Annotated in this window: 15 protein-coding genes; 9 read left to right on the top strand and 6 right to left on the bottom strand. The window is 63.5% G+C overall.

The window, feature by feature from the left end:
• Positions 1-157: 157 nt before the first annotated feature.
• From P0Y58_19675 to P0Y58_19655, 5 genes are all read left to right on the top strand, one after another.
• Positions 158-1,474, top strand: a complete 1,317-nt coding sequence (locus P0Y58_19675) for an MFS transporter (GenBank protein ID WEK29116.1) — start codon at positions 158-160, stop codon at positions 1,472-1,474.
• Between the two features lie 15 nt (positions 1,475-1,489).
• Positions 1,490-2,881: an FAD-dependent oxidoreductase gene (locus tag P0Y58_19670; protein WEK29115.1), complete on the top strand. Its 1,392-nt coding sequence runs from the start codon at positions 1,490-1,492 to the stop codon at positions 2,879-2,881.
• A 97-nt stretch (positions 2,882-2,978) separates the two neighbouring features.
• Entirely contained in the window at positions 2,979-3,689 is a 711-nt protein-coding gene (locus tag P0Y58_19665) for a YebC/PmpR family DNA-binding transcriptional regulator (protein ID WEK29114.1), read from the top strand.
• A gap of 136 nt (positions 3,690-3,825) precedes the next feature.
• Positions 3,826-4,770, top strand: a complete 945-nt coding sequence (locus P0Y58_19660) for a LysR family transcriptional regulator (GenBank protein WEK29113.1) — start codon at positions 3,826-3,828, stop codon at positions 4,768-4,770.
• A 201-nt stretch (positions 4,771-4,971) separates the two neighbouring features.
• Positions 4,972-6,384 carry a DOPA decarboxylase gene (locus tag P0Y58_19655; GenBank protein WEK29112.1) on the top strand — a complete coding sequence of 471 codons (1,413 nt, stop codon included), beginning with the start codon at positions 4,972-4,974 and terminating at the stop codon, positions 6,382-6,384.
• Between the two features lie 36 nt (positions 6,385-6,420).
• On the opposite strand, the gene P0Y58_19650 is transcribed toward P0Y58_19655, so the two are convergent.
• On the bottom strand, positions 6,421-7,794 hold the full coding sequence (locus P0Y58_19650; protein ID WEK29111.1) for an MFS transporter: 1,374 nt from the start codon (positions 7,792-7,794) through the stop codon (positions 6,421-6,423).
• 289 nt (positions 7,795-8,083) lie between these two features.
• Between P0Y58_19650 and P0Y58_19645 the strand changes: the two genes are divergently transcribed.
• Positions 8,084-9,991 carry a bifunctional sugar phosphate isomerase/epimerase/4-hydroxyphenylpyruvate dioxygenase family protein gene (locus tag P0Y58_19645; protein WEK29110.1) on the top strand — a complete coding sequence of 636 codons (1,908 nt, stop codon included), beginning with the start codon at positions 8,084-8,086 and terminating at the stop codon, positions 9,989-9,991.
• A gap of 122 nt (positions 9,992-10,113) precedes the next feature.
• Here P0Y58_19645 and P0Y58_19640 read toward each other — a convergent pair whose 3' ends face one another.
• On the bottom strand, positions 10,114-10,782 hold the full coding sequence (locus tag P0Y58_19640; protein ID WEK29109.1) for a class I SAM-dependent methyltransferase: 669 nt from the start codon (positions 10,780-10,782) through the stop codon (positions 10,114-10,116).
• A 90-nt stretch (positions 10,783-10,872) separates the two neighbouring features.
• Here P0Y58_19640 and P0Y58_19635 point away from each other — a divergent pair, with 90 nt between their 5' ends.
• From P0Y58_19635 to P0Y58_19625, 3 genes are all read left to right on the top strand, one after another.
• The gene (locus P0Y58_19635) at positions 10,873-11,385 is read left to right on the top strand and encodes a sigma-70 family RNA polymerase sigma factor (GenBank protein WEK29108.1); all 513 of its coding nucleotides are present in this window, start codon (positions 10,873-10,875) and stop codon (positions 11,383-11,385) included.
• Positions 11,386-12,369, top strand: a complete 984-nt coding sequence (locus P0Y58_19630; protein WEK29107.1) for a FecR domain-containing protein — start codon at positions 11,386-11,388, stop codon at positions 12,367-12,369.
• Positions 12,370-12,474: 105 nt separating this feature from the next.
• Positions 12,475-14,904, top strand: a complete 2,430-nt coding sequence (locus tag P0Y58_19625) for a TonB-dependent receptor (protein ID WEK29106.1) — start codon at positions 12,475-12,477, stop codon at positions 14,902-14,904.
• Positions 14,905-14,937: 33 nt separating this feature from the next.
• Here P0Y58_19625 and P0Y58_19620 read toward each other — a convergent pair whose 3' ends face one another.
• The 4 genes from P0Y58_19620 to P0Y58_19605 all read right to left on the bottom strand — a co-directional run bounded on the left by P0Y58_19620 (position 14,938) and on the right by P0Y58_19605 (position 20,462).
• On the bottom strand, positions 14,938-15,801 hold the full coding sequence (locus tag P0Y58_19620) for a sensor domain-containing diguanylate cyclase (GenBank protein WEK29105.1): 864 nt from the start codon (positions 15,799-15,801) through the stop codon (positions 14,938-14,940).
• A gap of 247 nt (positions 15,802-16,048) precedes the next feature.
• Positions 16,049-17,377: a TolC family outer membrane protein gene (locus P0Y58_19615; protein WEK29104.1), complete on the bottom strand. Its 1,329-nt coding sequence runs from the start codon at positions 17,375-17,377 to the stop codon at positions 16,049-16,051.
• 1 nt (position 17,378) lies between these two features.
• Positions 17,379-18,719 carry an HlyD family type I secretion periplasmic adaptor subunit gene (locus P0Y58_19610; protein WEK29103.1) on the bottom strand — a complete coding sequence of 447 codons (1,341 nt, stop codon included), beginning with the start codon at positions 18,717-18,719 and terminating at the stop codon, positions 17,379-17,381.
• A 6-nt stretch (positions 18,720-18,725) separates the two neighbouring features.
• A complete protein-coding gene (locus P0Y58_19605; GenBank protein ID WEK29102.1) occupies positions 18,726-20,462 on the bottom strand; it encodes a type I secretion system permease/ATPase in 1,737 nt (578 codons plus the stop codon).
• Between the last annotated feature and the right edge of the window lie 28 nt (positions 20,463-20,490).

The raw sequence follows: 20,490 nt of genomic DNA, 5'->3' as shown, positions 1-20,490 counted from the left end.
AGCCCGACGCTGGCACCACAAGTGCCGCCAGGGCTATGGCACCCACACGGTGCCACCTGACCCGATGACAGCCTCGTCATCGCTGTGCGTAACACAAGAACAAGACAGGCGTTTCTTCACATTCTGCCGGCACACTCAAGCAAGAGGTCAGACTTACATGAATCAATCCCTAGCCGCGTTCAAACGCTGGCGCATACAGATTTTCGCCATCACCTGGCTGGCCTACGCCGCCTTCTACTTCACCCGCAAAGCGTTCTCGGTGGCCAAGCTGGGCATCGCCGAAGACCCCAGCTTCATGCTCGACAAGGCCGCCATGGCCAACCTCGACGCCATCTACCTGGCCGCCTACGCCGTGGGGCAGTTCACCTGGGGCATGCTCGCCGACCGCTTCGGCCCGCGTGTGGTGGTGCTTGGCGGGTTGCTGATTTCTGCAGTGGCAGCCGTGGTGATGGGCAGCTACGCCACCTTCCCGATCTTTGCCACCTGCATGTTGGTGCAGGGCCTGGCGCAGTCCACCGGCTGGGCCGGGTTGTGCAAGAACATCGGCAGTTTCTTCCCGGCCTCGCAGCGCGGGCGCGTACTGGGCCTGTGGAGTTCCTGCTATGCCTTCGGCGGCCTGGTGGCCTCACCGTTCGCCGGCTGGTGGGCCTACACACTGGTGGGCACCTGGCACGCAGCGTTTTTCTCCAGTGCCGCTGTGGTGGCGTTGGTGGCCGTGCTGTTTTTCTGCTTGCAGCGCAACAAGCCAGAAGATGTCGGCCTGCCCGCAGTGGAGCCCGAGCCGCAGAGCATGGCCCCGGCCGGCAACCTGTGCAGTGTATGGGCGCCGCTGAGGGAGATTTTGCGCAACCGCACGGTGCTGACCCTGGGGCTTGCGTACTTCCTGTTGAAGCCGGCGCGCTACGCCATTCTGCTGTGGGGGCCGGTGATCGTGTTCGAGCAGATGCCCTCGGTAGGCAAGGTCGGCGCAGCAATCATCCCGACCGCCTTCGAGCTGGCCGGGCTACTCGGCCCGATCCTCATCGGCCTGGCCTCCGACAAGCTGTTCGGCGCCCGGCGCATGCCCGCCTGTGTCATCAGCCTGGTGCTGCTGACCGTGGCACTGGCGGGGTTCATGGCGGCCATGCACACCGGCAACGTGATGCTGGTGGTGGCCTTGCTGTTCGTCATGGGCCTGACCCTGTACGGGCCGGACTCAATGATCAGCGGCTCCGCCGCCATCGACTTCGGTACCGCCAAGGCCGGTGCCACTGCCGCCGGCTTCGTCAATGGCTGCGGCTCGGTGGGGGCGGTGCTGGGTGGGTTGCTGCCGGGGTACTTCGACGGCGTCACGGTGTTCATTGTGTTCGCGGCTTGCGCGCTGTTCTCGGCGCTGGTGCTGCTGCCGCACTGGAACAGTCGCCCGGCCAGCAGTGAACACAGTAATGACGTGGCCCCGAACACCAGCATGGCAATCAAGCCATTGCGTACCTGAAAGGAAAGCAAGCGAATGAGACCCTTCTGGCTGCAACAGGCCCTGGATGCCACGCAGGAGGCAGTGTGCCCGCCGCTGCAAGGCGATACACGCTGCGATGTCTGCATTGTTGGCGGCGGTTACACCGGCCTGTGGACCGCATTGATGCTCAAGGAAGCGGTGCCGGCCCTGGATGTGGTGCTGATCGAAGCCGACATCTGCGGCGCCGGCGCCAGCGGCCGCAATGGTGGCTGTGCGTTGTCCTGGTCGGCCAAGTATTTCACCCTTGAGCGCCTGTTCGGCATGGCCGAGGCGGTGCGCCTGGTGCGCGAGTCGGAGCGCAGCATCGGTGAGATCGGTGCGTTCTGCGCAGCCAACGGCATTGATTGTGACTATCGCCTGGACGGCACGCTGTACACCGCCACCAACGCGGCCCAGGTCGGTGCCACGGACGGGGTGATCGCCGCGCTGGAGCAGAAGGGCATCAACTCGTTCCGCCGCCTGCCCCTGGAACAGGTGCAGCGTCTGGCAGGTTCGGCGCGGCACCTGGAAGGCTGGTTTTCGCCGGCTGCAGCAACGGTGCAGCCGGGCAAACTGGTGCGCGGCCTGCGCCGGGTGGCCTTGCAACGCGGTGTGCGTATTCATGAAGGCACCGCCATGACCGGGCTGGAGCATGGCGCCCCGGTGCAGGTGCGCACCGCGCACGGTACAGTGCGCGCTGACCGCGTGGTGCTGGGCCTGAATGCCTGGATGGCGCGCGCTTTTCCGCAGTTCGAGCGCAGCGTGGCGATTGTCTCCAGCGACATGGTCATTACCGAGCCGTGCCCCGATCTGCTGCGACAGATTGGCCTGGACAGCGGCATCAGCGTGCTCGATTCGCGGATTTTCGTGCACTACTACCACAACACCTCCGATGGCCGGCTGATGCTCGGCAAGGGCGGCAACACCTTTGCCTACGGCGGGCGCATGTTGCCGGTATTCGACCAGCCGTCGCCGTACCGGCCATTGCTGCGCGAAAGCCTTGGCGGGTTTTTCCCGGCCTTGGCCGAGGTGCCACTGGCGGCCAGCTGGAACGGGCCTTCGGACCGCTCGGTGACCGGGTTGCCGTTCTTCGGTCGCCTGGATGGGCAGGGCAACGTGTTCTACGGCTTTGGTTACTCCGGCAGCGGCGTGGGCCCGTGCCACATGGGCGGGCAGATTCTTTCTTCGCTGGCGCTGGGGCTGGACAACCCGTGGACCCGTTCGCCGCTGGTCAAGGGGCCGCTGGGGCTGTTCCCGCCCGAGCCGATCCGCTACCTGGGCTCGCTGGTGGTGCGCAATGCCATCCGCCGCAAGGAACGCGCCGAGGATCACGGCTTGCGGCCCCGCCGGCTGGATGTGCGCCTGGCGCGGTTTGCGGCGGCGGCAGGCAAAGCCGATAAAGGCTGATGAGATTTCTTGTCGATCCCATGCCAGAGGGCGTATAAAATGCACCCACTTTTGGCCGGTCGCTTCCTGAACCGGCCGCTGAAACAAGAGAGTCGACATGGGCGCACAGTGGAAAGCCAAACATAGAGAAACAGCGGCCAATGCCAAAGGCAAGGTCATGGGCAAGCTGTCCAAGGAAATCCAGATCGCTGCCAAATCGGGCGCCGATCCCGACATGAACCCACGCCTGCGCCTGGCCATCGTGCAAGCCAAGAAGGCTTCGATGACCCGTGAGACCCTGGAACGGGCGATTCGCAAGGGCGCTGGTCTGGACGGGGATACCGTGCAATACCATGCGGTGAGCTACGAAGGTTTTGCGCCGCACCAGGTGCCGCTGATCGTCGAGTGCCTGACCGACAACGTCAACCGCACCGTCGCGCAAATCCGTGTTCTGTTCCGCAAAGGCCAGCTGGGTGCCACCGGCTCGGTGGCCTGGGACTTCAACCATTTTGGCCTGATCGAAGCCACCCCGGAAGGCGACGCCGACCCGGAAATGGCGGCCATCGAAGCCGGCGCCCAGGACTTTGATCAAGGTGAAGAAGAAGGCTCGACCCTGTTCATTACCGAAATCATTGACCTGGATGCCGTGCAGAAGGCGCTGCCGGAGCACGGCTTTACAGTGACTGCGGCGAAAATCGGCTACATCCCAAAGAACCCGGTAAGCGCAGCCAGCCTGAGTGCCGAGGCGCTGGCTGAGGTTGAAGCGTTCCTCGAGGCGATTGACGAGAACGATGACGTGCAGAACGTCTACGTTGGTCTGACCGAGTAACACCCGGGGCCGCGTTGCGGCCCTTCGCGGGCTTGCCCGCTCCCACAGGTATTTCACCGTTACAGAGAACTGTGAATACCTGTGGGAGCGGGCAAGCTCGCGAAAAGGCCCTTGAATTCTACAGCAGGGAGCCTGCATGAACCCCACCTTCGCCTCCCTCAGCCTCGCCCACCTGCGTACCCTCGATCACCTGCTGCTGCTGAAAAACCTCAGCCATGCCGCCGAGCGCCTGGGTGTCAGCCAGTCGGCCCTGAGCCGGCAGCTGGCCCACCTGCGCGAGGCCTTTGACGACCCGTTGCTGGTGCGCCAGGGCCGAGGCTACGTCCTCAGCGAGTACGCTGAAGCCCTGGTTGAACCGCTACGCCAAGTCCTCGAAGAACTGCACGCCCTGCGCCAGCCCGCAGTGTTCGACCCGGCGCGCTGCGAGCGGCGCTTCTGCCTGGCCGCTTCGGACTACGTCGCCGAGCACATGCTGCCGCTGCTGGTAGCCGCGCTGGAACGTGAAGCACCGGGCGTATCGCTGGAATACCGCACCTGGCAGGCCGGCCAGTATGCGTTGCTGGCCAGCGGCGAAATCGACCTGGCAACCACGCTGTTTGACGAGTCGCCCCCCAACCTGCACGGGCGCTTGCTGGGTGAGGACCGTGCGGTGTGCCTGATGCGCCACGACCACCCGCTGGCCGCCCATGGCGCGCTCAGTCAGGTCGACTACCTGGCGCACAAGCATGTGCGGATTTCGGGCGGTGGCGACAAGGACAGTTTCATCGACCGCCACCTGCGCGCCCAGGGCCTGCAGCGGCGGGTCAGCCTGGAGGTGCCGTTCTTCTCCGCCACCGTGCAGGTAATAGCCAACAGCCAGGCGGTGGCCACGGTCCCCGAGCACATTGCCCGGCAGCTAAGCCGTTTGCATGGCTTGGCGTGGCGGCCGCTGGGGTTCATCGACCACAGCCAGCGCTACTGGGTGGTGTGGCACCAGCGGCTGCAGGCCTCGGCCGAGCATCGCTGGTTGCGCAACCGGGTGTTCGACTTGTGGCGCCAGTCGCAGTTTGGTGTGCAGGGCGGGCATGCGGGTTTGCCATAGCAGGTATGCGCAAGGCGGGGTTATTCGCTTTGCCATAGGTGCCTAGACTGGGGGCATTGTGTTGCCTGTAGCGGCCTCTTCGCGGGCACGCCCGCTCCCACAGGTACTGCATCGCTGCCAAGCCTGGTGCAATACCTGTGGGAGCGGGCGTGCCCGCGAAGAGGCCAGTACATGCAGCGAATAACCCACAGGAGCTCCCACGTGACCCCCGAACAATTCCGCCAGTATGGCCACCAACTGATCGACCTGATCGCCGACTATCGCCAGACCGTTGGCGAACGCCCGGTCATGGCCCAGGTCGAGCCTGGCTACCTCAAGGCCGCTTTGCCCAGCAGCGCTCCCCAGCAAGGTGAACCCTTCGAAGCCATCCTCGACGACGTCAATCAGCTGGTCATGCCCGGCCTGTCCCACTGGCAGCACCCGGACTTCTACGGCTACTTCCCTTCCAACGGCACCTTGTCCTCGGTGCTCGGCGACTTCCTCAGTACCGGCCTGGGTGTGCTGGGCCTGTCGTGGCAATCCAGCCCGGCCTTGAGCGAACTGGAAGAAACCACCCTCGACTGGCTGCGCCAGTTGCTAGGCCTGTCTGGCCAATGGAGCGGGGTGATCCAGGACACCGCTTCGACCAGCACCCTGGTGGCACTGATCAGTGCCCGGGAGCGCGCCACCGACTATGCGCTGGTGCGTGGCGGCCTGCAGGCCGAAGCCAAGCCTTTGATCGTCTACGTCAGCGCCCACGCCCACAGCTCAGTGGACAAGGCTGCGCTGCTGGCCGGCTTTGGCCGAGACAACATCCGCCTGATCCCTACCGACGAACGTTACGCCCTGCGCCCAGAGGCACTGCAGGCGGCAATCGAGCAGGACCTGGCTGCGGGTAACCAGCCCTGTGCCGTCGTTGCCACCACTGGCACCACCACCACCACGGCCCTGGACCCGCTGCGCCCGATTGGCGAGATCGCCCAGGCCCATGGCCTGTGGCTGCATGTGGATTCGGCCATGGCCGGTTCGGCGATGATCCTGCCCGAATGCCGCTGGATGTGGGACGGCATCGAGCTGGCCGATTCGGTGGTAGTCAATGCGCACAAGTGGCTGGGTGTGGCCTTTGATTGCTCCATCTATTACGTGCGCGACCCGCAGCACCTGATCCGGGTGATGAGCACCAACCCCAGCTACCTGCAATCGGCGGTGGATGGCGAGGTGAAAAACCTGCGTGACTGGGGTATACCGCTGGGCCGGCGGTTCCGCGCGTTGAAGCTGTGGTTCATGTTGCGCAGCGAGGGTGTTGAAGCGTTGCAGGCGCGTTTGCGGCGTGACCTGGACAATGCCCGGTGGTTGGCGGAGCAGGTCGGGGCGGCGGCGCATTGGGAAGTGTTGGCACCGGTGCAACTGCAGACCTTGTGCATTCGCCATCGGCCGGCAGGGCTGGAAGGGGAGGCGCTGGATGCGCATACCAAGGGCTGGGCGGAGCGGTTGAATGCGTCCGGGGATGCGTATGTGACGCCAGCGACGCTGGACGGGCGATGGATGGTGCGGGTGTCGATCGGGGCTTTGCCGACTGAGCGGGGAGATGTCGAGCGTTTGTGGGCGCGCTTGCAGGAAGTGATCAAAGGCTGAGATAGCCGGGGCTGCAGAGCAGCCCCGTGCAATCTATCAGTTGCTCACTGCCTGAAAGCTACCTTTACGGCTTGCCTCGTAGGCTTCCTTTTCCATCGGCTTGGCGTCCGGGTTACCCAGGTCTTCCATCGCCAGGCGGTGGGTTTCCGGGGCGATATAGGCCGCCAGTGCGCAAACGCAGGTGATGAAGAACGCCAGGCTACCTACCACCAGCGGGATGTTGTCCGAGCCAGGTGGTGCAACCAGGGCGAACAGCGCCGGCAGCATGGCGGTCAGCATGGTGCCGATGTTCTGCGCGATGGCCATGGCCGAAACGCGGTAGCGGGTGTGGAACAGCTCTGGGTAGAAGCTTGGGAACACCGCGTTGTAACCCTGGTAGACCATGCCCCACATCACGATCGAGGCGGCGAACGCCATGGGCACGTTCTGGATGCTGATCGCATACAGGTAGACGAAGGCCAGCATGCCCGAGCCCAGGCAGCCGAAGATCATGGTCGGGCGACGGCCGATCTTGTCGGACAGGTTGCCGATGAACGGGATCACCAGCACCGCCACGATATTGCCGACCACCGGAATCCACAGGTACACGCTCTTGTCGAAGCCGATGCCATAGGCCGGCTGCACCGCGTAGGCCGCACCGAAGATGGTGGCCACCACCGGGATCACGTTCATCAGGGCCATGAACATCACCAGCACCATGTGCTTCCAGCTGTGGCGGAAGGCTTCGCTGATGGGCGACCTGGCTACTTTGTCCTGCTTCTCTTCCTTCACGAAAGCCGGGGTTTCATGCACTTCCTTACGGATGATGAAGCCTGCAATCAGCACCACGGCGCTCATCAGGAAAGGAATACGCCAGCCCCAATCGGTGAACGCTTCGCTGGGCATGAAGTAAGCCAGTGGCAGGAACACCGCCGCCGCCAGCACCTGGCCGGCCTGCACACCTTGCAGGGTGAAACTGGCGTAGTAGCCTCTTCGACCGAACGGCGCGTGCTCCATGATCATGGAACTGGCCCCGGAGATTTCCCCGGCCACGGCAAAGCCCTGGATCAGGCGCAGCACCACCAGCAAGGCGGGTGCGAGGTAGCCGATGTCGTGGTAGGTGGGCAGCAGGCCCACCGCCATGGTCGACAGGCCCATCAGGAACATACACAGCAGCAGTACGTTCTTGCGGCCACGGGTATCACCCCAGTGTCCCAGCACGAAAGCACCGACCGGACGCGCCAGGTAGCCCACGCCGTAGGTGGCCAACGAGGCGATGATGGCCATTTTCGGGTCAGTATTGGGGAAGAAGATCTGCGGGAAAATCAGTGCAGCGGCCTGGGCATAGATGAAGAAGTCGTAGTACTCGAGTGCCGAGCCTATCCATCCACTGGCGGTCGCTTTTTTGGCTTGCGAGCTGGAGTGAGCCATCGTTGTCTCCGTTGTTATTGTTGTTTGCGCAGGTTCCGCCGTTGGTTCGCCAAGGCAGGAGGCAGTGGTCGGTGTGCCTGCGTCTGTGGTTCATGTTGACCACGGGCCAGTGGGCTGGCAATTCGTTAAAACGGGTTTTGTGCGATAATCGAACGCAAAACTAACCATTCCGTACAAAGAGATTGAAGCGACGACTTTACCTGCGAATAATCGATCGTGCCATAAACTGTGACAGTGGTTTCTTTACCTGACTGGCACCGTCATTTTCTAACAACAAGGAACTCCCGCCATGCAGCGTTCGATCGCTACCGTGTCCTTGAGCGGCACCCTGCCGGAAAAGCTCGAAGCCATCGCCGCCGCCGGTTTTGACGGCGTCGAGATCTTCGAAAACGACTTGCTCTATTACGCTGGCAGCCCGCGCCAGGTGCGCCAGATGTGCGCCGATTTAGGGATAGCCATCACCCTGTTCCAGCCGTTTCGCGACTTTGAAGGCTGCCGCCGCGACCGCCTGCAAAAAAACCTCGACCGCGCCGAGCGCAAGTTCGACCTGATGCAAGAGCTGGGCACCGACCTGGTGCTGGTGTGCAGCAACGTTCAGGCCGATGCCCTGGGTGACGAACAGCTGCTGGTCGACGACCTGCGCCTTCTGGGCGAGCATGCCGGCAAACGCGGCCTGCGCATTGGCTATGAAGCCCTGGCCTGGGGCCGCCACGTCAACACCTACCAGCAAGTCTGGAACCTGGTGCGCCAGGCCGATCACCCGGCCCTCGGCATGATCCTCGACAGCTTCCACACCTTGTCGATCAAAGGCGACCCGAGCGCGATTCGCGAGATTCCTGGCGACAAGATCTTCTTTGTACAAATGGCCGACGCGCCGATCCTGGCCATGGATGTGCTGGAGTGGAGCCGCCACTTCCGCTGCTTCCCGGGGCAGGGCGAAATGGACATGGCCGGCTTCCTGGCGCCGATTCTTGCCACCGGCTATCGTGGCCCGCTGTCGCTGGAGATCTTCAACGACGGCTTCCGCGCCGCGCCGACCCGGCAGAATGCCGCCGACGGCCTGCGTTCGCTGTTGTACCTCGAAGAACAGACCCGCTTGCGCCTGGAGCAGGAAAACACGCCGATCGAACCTGGCGTGCTGTTCACCCCGCCTGCGGCCAGCGCCTATGACGGTGTGGAGTTCCTTGAATTTGCAGTCGATGAAGCCGTTGGCGCGCGCCTGGGCAGCTGGCTGAAGCGCCTGGGCTTTGCCGAAGCCGGCAAGCACCGCAGCAAGGACGTGCAACTGCTGCGTCAGGGCGATATCAACATTGTCCTGAACGCCGAACCGTACTCTTTCGGCCACAACTTCTTCGAGGCCCACGGCCCGTCGCTGTGCGCCACCGCGTTGCGGGTCAAGGATCCGCAAGCCGCCCTGAAGCGCGCCACCGCCTTCCGTGGCCAGCCATTCCGTGGGCTGGTCGGCCCTAATGAGTGTGAAGTACCGGCAGTACGCGCACCGGACGGCAGCCTGCTGTACCTGGTGGAGCAGGGCACCGCTGGCCAGACCTTGTACGACACCGACTTCAGCCTGGACAACAGCGCCACCGCCACTGGCGGCCTGCGCCGCATCGACCATATGGCGCTGGCCCTGCCAGCCGAGTCACTGGACAGCTGGGTGCTGTTCTACAAGAGCCTGTTCGACTTTGCCGCCGATGACGAAGTGGTGCTGCCCGACCCGTATGGCCTGGTCAAAAGCCGAGCCCTGCGCAGCCAGTGCGGGACCTTGCGCCTGCCACTGAACATCTCGGAAAACCGCAACACCGCCATTGCCCATGCACTGTCCAGCTACCGCGGTTCGGGGGTTCATCACATCGCCTTCGATTGTGACGACATCTTCCGTGAAGTGGCGCGCGCCAAGCTGGCTGGGGTGCCGCTGCTGGAAATCCCGCTGAACTACTACGACGACCTCGCAGCGCGCTTCGATTTCGATGACGAGTTCCTCAGCGAACTGGCGTACTACAACGTACTGTACGACCGCGACGCCCAGGGCGGTGAGCTGTTCCACGTGTACACCGAACCGTTCGAAGAGCGCTTCTTCTTCGAAATCATCCAGCGCAAGGGTGGCTATACCGGTTACGGCGCGGCCAACGTCGCGGTGCGCCTGGCGGCCATGGCCAAGGCCCGCAGCGGCGCGGCACGCAAACCGGTGCTGTAGTTGCCTGTACCGGCCTCATCGCCGGCAAGCCAGCTCCCACAGGATCACCGCCGCCTGATAGGCCAATGCAGTACCTGTGGGAGCTGGCTTGCCGGCGATGGGGCCGGTAGAGCTGCAGCTGTTCAGGGGCGCTCTGCCACCATCAACAGTGACTGCGGCACCGCACTTTGCGGGTGCTGCGGTTCCTGCAAACTGACCAGCCGCAACCCGGCCATGTCCAGGGCATTCAGCCAGCTGGCCAGGGTGCGGAAATACCAGGGCATTGGCTGCCAGTTCCCGCCAAACCCGGCAAATGATTCCTCCCGCCAGCCGTCCTGATAGTCCCCGCCTGCCACGCTCCATGGGTGCAACGTCTGAATCACCAGTGCGCCACCCGGCACCAGCAGATCATTCATCGCCGCCAACAGCGGAATAATGTCCTGATGCAACAGCGCGAAGTTGGCGCAGATCAGGTCATAACCCTTGCCCACATAAACCTGCGCATCGGCCAACTGCGCATAACTGGCCAGGTGCACTTCGGCCGAGCCCGCAGCGCGCGCGGCATCCACCAGCGTCCGGTCACCATCGACGCCCACGGCTTCGATACCACGGTCGTCCAGCGCACGCAGCAACCAGCCCTCACCGCAGCCCAGGTCCAGTACCCGTGCGGGTTGGCGGCCAAGGAGGGTGAGCAGGATGGCCTGGTCGGTGACCTGGCGACGGCTTTCGATGGCGCCGTTGCGCACGGCATCGATCCAGGCGTGGGCATTGTGCTGCCAACTGTCGAGCAGGGTGCTTTCACGGTCAGGCATGGTGGTGTCCCGGTGGTTGAACTTGCGTTGTGTTGAAACGCTACCTTAATATTGAAAACAATTCTCACTTGCGTGAATAGAATCGCCCCCATGAGCGACGTGCTACCTGGCTCCGACAATCACCTGCGTAATGTAGAGGCCCTTTACAACGGCCACCAGGGCTGGCTGCATGCCAGGCTGCGCAGGCGCCTGGGCAATGCGGTCGATGCGGCCGACCTGGTGCAAGATACCTTTGCGCGCATCCTGGCCTCGAAAACCGTGGTGTTCGATGAGCCGCGCGCTTACTTGAGCTGCGTCGCCGGTGGCATCCTTGCCAACTGGTGCCAGCGTAAATCGCTGGAGCGAGCCTATCTCAAGGCGCTTGAACACCTGCCAGAACCCGAGGTGCCGTCGCCCGAGGCCCGCTTGCTGATTCTGGAAACCCTGCACGAAATAGATGCCATGCTCGATACGCTGCCAGCGTTGGTCAGGCGCGCGTTTCTGCTGTCTCAGCTGGGCGGCATGAAGTACGAGGCCATTGCCGAGCAGCTAGGTGTGTCGCTCATCACCATCAAGCGTTACATGAAACAGGCATTTCTGCAGTGCTTGAGGCTGGTCGACTAAATGACTGATGTTCAGCGTGTCGGCCCAACAGATACTGAGGCGCTTGAGGAAGCGGCCGAGTGGTTGATGGCCTTGAGCGCCGGGTCGGTCACCGATGCGCAAAGGGCCGACTGGTTGGCCTGGCGCAGCAGCAGCCCCAAGCGGGCACAGGCCTGGCAGCGGGCCGAGCGGCTGATGGGCAAGCTGGACGGTTTGCCGCCGGCGCTGTCTATATCGGCGCTCGACCGCCCGGCCGACCCAGGCCGTCGGGCGATGATCAGCCGGTTGGCGTTGCTGCTGGCTGTGCTTCCGGCAGGTTGGGCAGGCTGGAAACTGACCGAGCAACAAGGCTGGGCCGCCGACTATCGCTCAAGCGTAGGTCAGTGTCGCCAGCTCACCCTGGCCGATGGGACGCAGATCTTCCTCAATACCGATTCTGCAATCGACATCCGTTTCGATGGCGACGAGCGCTTCATTCAACTGCGCCGGGGCGAAATTCTGGTGCAGACTGCACCCGATATCGTAGTGCCTGCGCGCCCCCTGCGGGTGGGAACACGGGAGGGGCGCATGCAAGCGCTGGGCACGCGCTTCAGTGTGCGAGAGCGGGACGGGCGCACCTACCTGGCAGTTATCGAAGGGGCCATTCGCATCGAGCCCGCCCGTGCGGCGGCCCCTGCAGGCACCGTTGTACAGGCCGGTGAGCGTGTCGATTTCAACGCGCACACGGTCGGCAGGCCGATGCCGGTCGACAGCACCGCGACCGCCTGGACCCAGGGCATGCTGCTGGCAGACCACATGCGGCTGGATGAATTTGTGGCTGAGCTGGCGCGTTACCAACGCGGCGTCATCCGCTGCGACCCTCGCATTGCCGGCCTGCGCATTTCGGGGGCTTTTCCGGTCAGCGACACGCAGCGCAGCCTGAGCATGCTGGAGTCGACCTACGCATTGCGGGTATCTGCGCACATGCATGGTTACTGGACCCTGCTTTACCCCGCAGAGCCGTAAGCTGCCAGGCGCGAAAAAAAACTGCGCTGCTGGTGATACTTTTTTCAGTCTCGGCTGGCAACAGGAATGAACACTTCCATTTCCTGCCAGAAGGACTCGCCTTTCATGCCTGTTGCAAGTCGTCCATTCCGTAAGCGTGCATTAGCTGTCGCGGTGCGTGGCACCCTGTTCGGGGCCGTTCTGGTGGCGGGGGCCGGCCAGTTGCTGCCAGCCGTGGCGCAGCCCCTGGATGCTGTGGCCATTCGCACCTACGAGATTGCTCCGGGCCCACTGGGACGGGTTTTGTCCAGCTTCGCGCTGGCTTCCGGTGTTGCGCTTTCGTTTGAACCGGCCTTGACCGATGGCCTGCACAGCCCCGGGCTCAGCGGTGCCTATTCGGCGCGTGAGGGTATCACCCGGTTGCTGGCCGGCAGTGGCCTTGAGCTGGTGGAACTGAGCAGCGGCAGTTATCAACTGATCCGCCAGGCAAGCAATGGCGATGGCCTCACACTGGCCGCTACCACCATCGAAGCCAATGGCGTACGCCAAGAAACCTTGCCTGACGCCTACGCCGGGGGGCAGGTCGCACGTGGTGGCCGGCTAGGCATGCTTGGTAACAAGGACGTGATGGATACGCCTTTCAGCGTGACCAGCTACACCGCAAAAACCCTCGCCGACTTGCAGACCGTGACCGTGGCTGATGCCCTGGAGCGTGATCCTTCGGTGCGCTCCACTGGCCAAGCGGGCGGCATCGTCGATTCGTTTTTCATTCGTGGCTTCCCGGTGGGTGAAGGCAACCTGGGCGAGCTGGCCTTCGATGGTGTTTACGGCGTTGCCCCCAATTACCGGGTATTCACCGAATACGCCGAGCGGGTCGAAGTGCTCAAGGGGCCGGGGGCCTTGATGTACGGCATTTCCCCGAACAGCGGCGTTGGCGGGGTGATCAACATCGTGCCCAAGCGCGCGCTCGCCGAGGATTTGACGCGTGTCACCGCCAGCTACAGCTCTGACACCCAGGTGGGCGGCCACCTCGACATCAGCCGCCGTTTTGGGGACCAGCGGCAATGGGGCGTGCGTTTCAACGGTAGCCTGGCCGAGGGCGACACGGCTATCGATGACCAGCAACGTGCGTTGGACATCGGCGCCATCGCCCTGGACTACCAAGGTGAGCGCTTGCGCCTGAACCTGGACTTCATCAGCCAGGAAGAGCGCTGGGATGCTGCTTCACGTCCGTTTACCGTGGCCCCCGGTTTCGACGTGCCCTCCGCCGCCAGTGGCCGAACCAATCTGCCGCAGGACTGGGGTTGGTCGAAAACCAAAGAGCAATCGGCGTTGCTGGGCGGGGAATACGACATCAACGACGCGTTGACGGTGTTCGCCCATGCCGGTGGCGGCAGGGCAGATGTGGCGCGGATGTCCGACCAGGTGCCAAGGATCCTCAATGCGGCAGGCGACACCAGCAACATCCCCGGTTATTACAAATTCAACGTCGATCGCTCCACCGCCGACGTGGGGCTGCGCACGTTGTTTGAAACCGGACCGGTCAATCACACGGTTACGGCCATGGCGACCCGCTATCAGGATGAGTTGTCACGCGGCATCAACAACGGTACGGAAATCCGTTCGAACATCTATCACCCGGTAGAGGTGCCCAAGCAATACATCGCTGCGCCAAAGGTGGACCGAGTGTCTGAGGCCGAGCTGTCTGGCGTTGCCCTGACAGACACCTTGTCGGTCCTCGATGATCGCGTGCAACTGACACTGGGGGTGCGGCGCCAGGAGATCGAGTCGCGCAACTACAGCACGGCGGGCGCGGTGACCTCGCGCTACAAAGACAGTGCAACGACCCCCGTTGTCGGCGTGGTGGTCAAACCGTGGGAAAACATCGCGCTGTACTACAACTACGTCGAGGGCCTGAGCAAAGGTGATGTCGCACCCGCCACGGCGAGCAATGCCGGTGAAGCGTTTGCGCCCTACAAGACCAAACAGCACGAGCTGGGTGTGAAGTACGAGCACAACACGTTCATGACCACCTTGTCGGTATTCCAGATCGAGAAGCCCAGTGGTGAGCTGGGTACTGGCAACCAGTTCTCGGTGCAGGCACAGCAGCGTAACCGCGGCATCGAGCTAAGCATGTTCGGTGAGGTTGCGCCGGGCACCCGGTTACTGGGCGGCGTGACAGTGCTGGACGGGAAATTGACGGATTCGGCCACGGCCGCCAACAAGGGCAACGAGCCGGTCGGCGTGCCGGACGTGCAGGCCAACCTCTGGGCTGAGTGGGATACCCCTTGGGTTGAGGGCGTGACGCTGACCGGTGGTGCTATCTATACCGGCAGCCAGTACATCAACCAGGCCAACACCCAGGAACTCGATGCCTGGACACGGTTCGACGTCGGGGCGCGCTATGCCACCCGTATCGATGGCCGCCCTACAACCTTCCGGGCGACGGTGCAGAACGTGTTCGACCGCGAGTACTGGTCGGGTGTGGCGTCGTACGGCGCAATATCGCCGGGCTACCCGAGGGCGTTGCAGCTGTCGGCCACGGTCGACTTCTGATGCAGGTCCGGCGCTGAAGCGCAGGGGGTATCGTTACCCGGTCGCCGTGTGTTTGCGCTTGACCCGGTACATATCCCCATCGGCATGACGCAGCAGCGTGTCGGCATCGTGGCCATCCTCAGGGAAACACGCCACGCCGATGCTGCAGGACGGCGCGTCTATACCGGACAGCGCCATACCGAGTGGTTCGGCCATGGCCGCCAGAATACCCGCTACCTGCTCGGCAATGGCCTCTGGCGACGGGCAATCGGTCAACAGCACGGTGAATTCGTCACCGCCCATGCGCGCCACCGTGTCGGTGGCGCTTACACAGCCTTCCAGCCGCCGCGCCAGCGTGCACAGCACCCTGTCACCCACGGCATGCCCGTGCACATCGTTGATTTGCTTGAAGTCGTTGATATCCAGAAACAGCAACGCCAGCGTGTGATCGTGCCGCCGAGCGGCGGCGAGGGCTGTGTCCAGCCGTTCATTGAACATGGCGCGGTTGGCCAGCCGGGTCAGCGGGTCGTGATGGGCCAAAAAACGCAGTTCATCTTCGGCCTGGCGCAGGGCGGTTACATCGCGCGCCACACCGATACGCGCTTGAGCCTCTTCGGACCAGCTGGCTGCCCACAGGATGTGCACGATACCGCCATCTTTGCGCACATAGCGGTTACGGAAATCGTAATGGGGCTGGCCGTTCATCACCCGCACAATCGACGCGCGTGTGGCCGCGAGGTCGTCAGGGTGCATGTAGTCGGTAATCGGAGTGCCGATCATTTCACCGGGCTTGTAACCCAACAGCGCCTCGCAGGCATCGCTGACGAAGGCGATCTGGTTGTCCCTGTCGACCACGAACACGGTGTCCAGCATCAGGTGGATCAACCTGGGGTACAAGGCTTGAAGGTCTACGGGCATGGGGCAGGGCGTCCGCGGCAGGGTGTCCGATCATAGCGCGAAGAAATGCGTCGCAGCTATGCATAGGCTGCAACGTCAACGCGGTCCTCTGTGGGAGCGGGCGTGCCCGCGAAGAATCCAGCACGGTGGATGGCACCGGCTTCGCCGGTGTTCGCGGGCAAGCCCGCTCCCACAGGGATCGCGCACGCTGTTTAAATTTTACGCAAGACAGCTGCTCCCCAAGGATTGCGTCAACCTTCAGATTCCCTCAGTTAGTCACCAAGAGTTCCGGCCCCAGATAGTCGTTCACCTGCTCGATATCGTCATCCCCCAGGCTACCCACTGACGAGGCCAGGCGCAGCCGCGACATCAGGTAGTTCAGCTTTGCCTCGAACAGGTCGTGGCGGGCGTCATACAGCAGTTCCTCGGCATTGAGGACATCCGAGTTGGTGCTGGTGCCGCCTTCCTTGAAGCCCTTGCGGGTCGAGGTCAGCGAGCGCTCGTTGGAAGCCACGGCCTTTTCCAGTGCATGAATGCGCAAGGCGCCGCTCTGCACGCCGCGGTACTCGCGGGTGGTGCCAGAAATCACCTCCTGGCGGGTGGCGTCCAGTTCATCCAGGGCCTTGGAACTGTTGGCGCTGGCCTGGCGGGTCAGGGCGCTGGTGCTGCCGCCGCTGTACAGCGGAATGTTCAGCTCCAGCCCGATGGAGCTGTAGTGGTTGCGCTGGTTGAGCTCGGAAATCGACTGGCTGCTGCCGGCGTTGTAACCCGCCACGAAATCCAGGGTAGGGTAGTGCCCGGCACGGGCGCGATTGACTTCTTCTTCGGCCAGCTCGTAGCTGTGCCGGCGCGCGTGAATCAGCGGGCTGTCGGCCTGTGCTTTCACCAGCCAGTCCTGCAGGTTGCCCGGCATCAGCGGCGGTGTATTGAAGCCCGGCTGCAAGGTGGTCAGCGCCTGCGGGGTTTCACCTATGTACTCCTCCAGCTTGCGGCGGGCATTGACCAGGTTATCCTGGGCATCGATCAGGTCGGCCTCGGCCAGGTCACGGCGGGCCACCGACTCATCGACGTCGGTAATGGTACCGGCGCCCAGCTCCTTGCGCCGTTTCGCCGAAGCCAGTTGCTCTTCGAAGGCGTTCAGCTTGGCCTTGGCCAAGGTGATGGTTTCGCTGGCCAGCAGCACGTCGAAGTAGGCATCGGCCAGGCGTACCGCAGCGTCCTGGCTCTTGGCGTCGAACACCGCCACGCTGTAATCGGCCCGTTGCTGGCCCTGGCGGTACTCGGCCATCTTCTGCTTGTTGAACAGCGGTTGGCGCAGGCGCACATTGGCGCCTTTGGAGTCGTAGTCCAGGTCTCGATCCTGGCCACTCTGGCGCTGGCTGCCATTGACCCTGTTGAAATAGGCCGAGGCGTTGATCTGTGGCAGCAGGCCGGCCTCGCCGATGGCGCGGTTCTCGCTGCCGGCTTGCTTCTCATGCACGGCGGCTTGATAGATCGGGCCCTGGTACTGCAACAAATCCCAGGCTTGCTTCAGGTCCATGGCACTGGCCTGTACGGCAACCCCCAGCAAGCACACCATCAGGCACGGGCGTTTCATGTCATTGCTCCTTGAACGCGGCGTCGACGCGTTCGAGCATGGGTTTGAGCAGGTAGCTGAGCAGGTTGCGCTCGCCGGTCTTGATGGTGACGGTGGCAGGCATGCCGGGGCGGATGTGGTTGCTGCCCAGCAGGCCCATGCCGGCTGGCGTCACTTCCACCTGGGCCAGGTAGAAGGGCTGCTTGCTTTCTTCGTCGAGCAGGCGGTCGGCGGAAATGGTCTTCACCCGCCCGGGTATGTTCGGCGTCTGCGCGTGGTTGAAGGCCGGGAAGGCGATGTCCACGTCCAGGCCCGGGACCATCTTGTCGATGGCCTGCACCGGGATCATCGCGTCCACCTGCAGCGGCTGGTCGAGCGGCACCACTTCCATGATCTTGGCGCCAGGCTGGATGATGCCGCCGACCGTGGCGATGCTCAGGCCCTGGATCATGCCGTCGATGGGCGAGCGGATCACCGTGTGGCTCACTTCATAATCCAGCGCACGCAAGCGGTCGGCCAAGGTGGTGTTTTCCTTGGCGGTGTCGGTCAGTTGCGATTCCACTTCCTTCAGGTAGTCGTGCTGGCGCTGCAGCATGCGCAGCTTGATCTCGGTAGCCTGGCTGCGCGCCCGGGCAATGTTGTTGAGGTTTTCGGCCTGGCCGGCGGACAGGTCGGCGTTGCTGCGCTCCAGTTCCAGCAGGCGGTTGCGCGGTACATAGCCTTCGGCGGCCAGCACCCGGGTGCCTTGCAGTTCCTGGCCGAGGAAGCCGATTTGCGAAGCGCGGGCGCCATACACCTGCTGCAGGCCCTTGAGCTGCACGGCCGATGCAGCGAGGTTTTCTTCAAGGATGCTCAGCTCACCGGCGAGGCCGGCGCGGCGGGTGTCGAGCAGGCGCTGTTGCAGGTCCATGGCCGCCAGCAGCCTTGGGTCATTGCCGTAGTGCGTGAGCAGGGCCGGGTCGAAGGTGACCGTGTCGCGGCCATCGCGTTCGGCTTCCAGGCGGTTTTCCACGCTCTTGCTGACGATGTACTGGGCACTGAGCGCGCCTTGCTCGGCCACGGCGCGCAACGCGTCGAGGCGTACCACCTCCTGGCCTTTTCTGACCACATCGCCTTCGCGCACCAGAATCGCCTCGACCGTGCCACCGCTCAGGTGCTGCACCGCCTTGCGGTTGCTGGTGACCTTGACCGTGCCGGTGGCCACCACGCCTGCGTCCAGAGGCGCCAGGCAAGACCACAGCAGGAAACCGCCAAAACCTGCGATCACCATCCACACGCCCCAGCGAGCCGGCCGGCCTGCGTCAAGGTCGATCAGGTCTTTGGCTTCGGCGGGAATCAATTCGGAGTGTTGAGTCAGCTGCATGATCGGCTACTCCCGTACTTTTACCGAAGCCAGCGGGGCCGTGTTGGCCGCTGGAATCACGCTGGCCTTGCGCAGGGCCGCGAACACTTCGTCACGGCTGCCGAGCATGTGCACTGCGCCGTCGCGCAGCATCAGTATCTTGTCTACCGCGCACAGTACGTTGGGCCTGTGCGAAATCAGAATTACCGTGGCACCGCGCGCCTTCAACTCGGCCAGCGCATCGACCAAGGCTTTCTCGCCGACGTCATCGAGGTTGGCGTTGGGCTCGTCCAGTACCACCAGGTTGGGTTCGCCGTACAGCGCGCGAGCCAGGGCGATGCGTTGCTTCTGGCCACCGGACAGCGGGGTGCCGTCGGCCGCCAGGCGGGTGTCATAGCCCTGCGGGAAGTGCAGGATCATGTCGTGCACACCGCTGCTGCGGGCGGCGCGGATGACCGCATCGCTGTCCACCTCGGCAAAGCGCGCGATGTTTTCGGCAATGGTGCCCTCGAACAGCTCGACGTCCTGCGGCAGGTAGCCCAGCCACGGGCCCAGTTCGGCCTTGTTCCAGGTAAAGATATCAGCCCCGTCCAGGCGTACCTTGCCCGCTTGGGCCGGCCACACACCCACGAGCAGGCGGGCGAGGGTGGACTTGCCCGAGGCCGAAGGGCCGATGATGCCCAGGCTTTCACCCGGCACCAGGCTGAAGCTCACCCCGCGCACGATGCTGGTGTTGGTGCCGGGGGCGCCGGCAATCACGTTTTCCACGGCCAGCATGCCCATCGGCCGTTGCAGCGACATGCTCGGAGGCCGTTGCGGGTAGTCCTGCAGCAGCTCGTTGAGCCGGCCCCAGGCCAGGCGGCAGCCCAGCAGCTGCTTCCATGAGGCAATCACCTGTTCCACCGGGCCCAGGGCGCGGCCGGTCAGGATCGAGCAGGCGATCATCATGCCGGGGGTGATCTTGCCTTCGATTGCCAGCAGTGCGCCGGTACCCAGGATCAGCGACTGCAAGGTGATGCGCACGAAGCGCCCGGTGCTGCTGATCAGCGCCGCGCGGTCAGAGGCCAGGGTCTGCATCTGCAGGATGCGCAAGTGGCCCTGGTACCAGCGCTTGCCGATCGACGGCAGCATGCCCATGGCCTCGATCACTTCGGCGTTGCGCAGGTTGTTGTTGGCATAGCTGGCCGACGACAGTGACGCCTGGTTGGCTTCGGCCAGTGGTTTTTGTGTGGCCTTTTCAGTGAGGTAGGCCAATCCCACCAGGGTCAGCGAGCCGATCATCGTCACCAGCCCGAGCCAGGGGTGGATCAGGTAGCAGACCACCAGGTAGATCGGCGTCCACGGGGCATCGAAAAAGGCGAACAGGCCGTTGCCGGTCAGAAACTGCCGCACCTGCGCCAGGTCATGCAGGGCCTGCGCCGGGTTGCCGCCAGCGCGGCTCAGGTTGCGCTCGAAGGCGGCGCTGAAGATGCGTCGGTTCAGCGCCATGTCCAGGCAGTTGCCTACCCGGATCAGCACCCGGGTACGGGTCATCTCCAGCGCCGACATCAGCAGGAACAACCCGACGACCAGCAGGGTTAGCATGCCCAGGGTGGTGACGTTCCGGCTGACCAGCGCGCGGTCATACACCTGCAGCATGTAAACAGCCGGCGTCAACATCATGACGTTTATCACGCCGCTGAAGGCGGCCAGGGCGTAAAAACTACGGCGCAGGCGAAACAGGGTGTCGGCCAGTTCTGAACGGGTACGTAGCGGCTTTTGCATCGAAGGCCTCCCTTGTCACAAAACGGGG

Source organism: Candidatus Pseudomonas phytovorans, assembly GCA_029202525.1.
Classification (GTDB): Bacteria; Pseudomonadota; Gammaproteobacteria; order Pseudomonadales; family Pseudomonadaceae; genus Aquipseudomonas; species Aquipseudomonas phytovorans.
The sequence above is the reverse complement of the archived record's forward strand: the minus strand, read 5'-3'. Positions and strand labels throughout refer to the sequence as shown.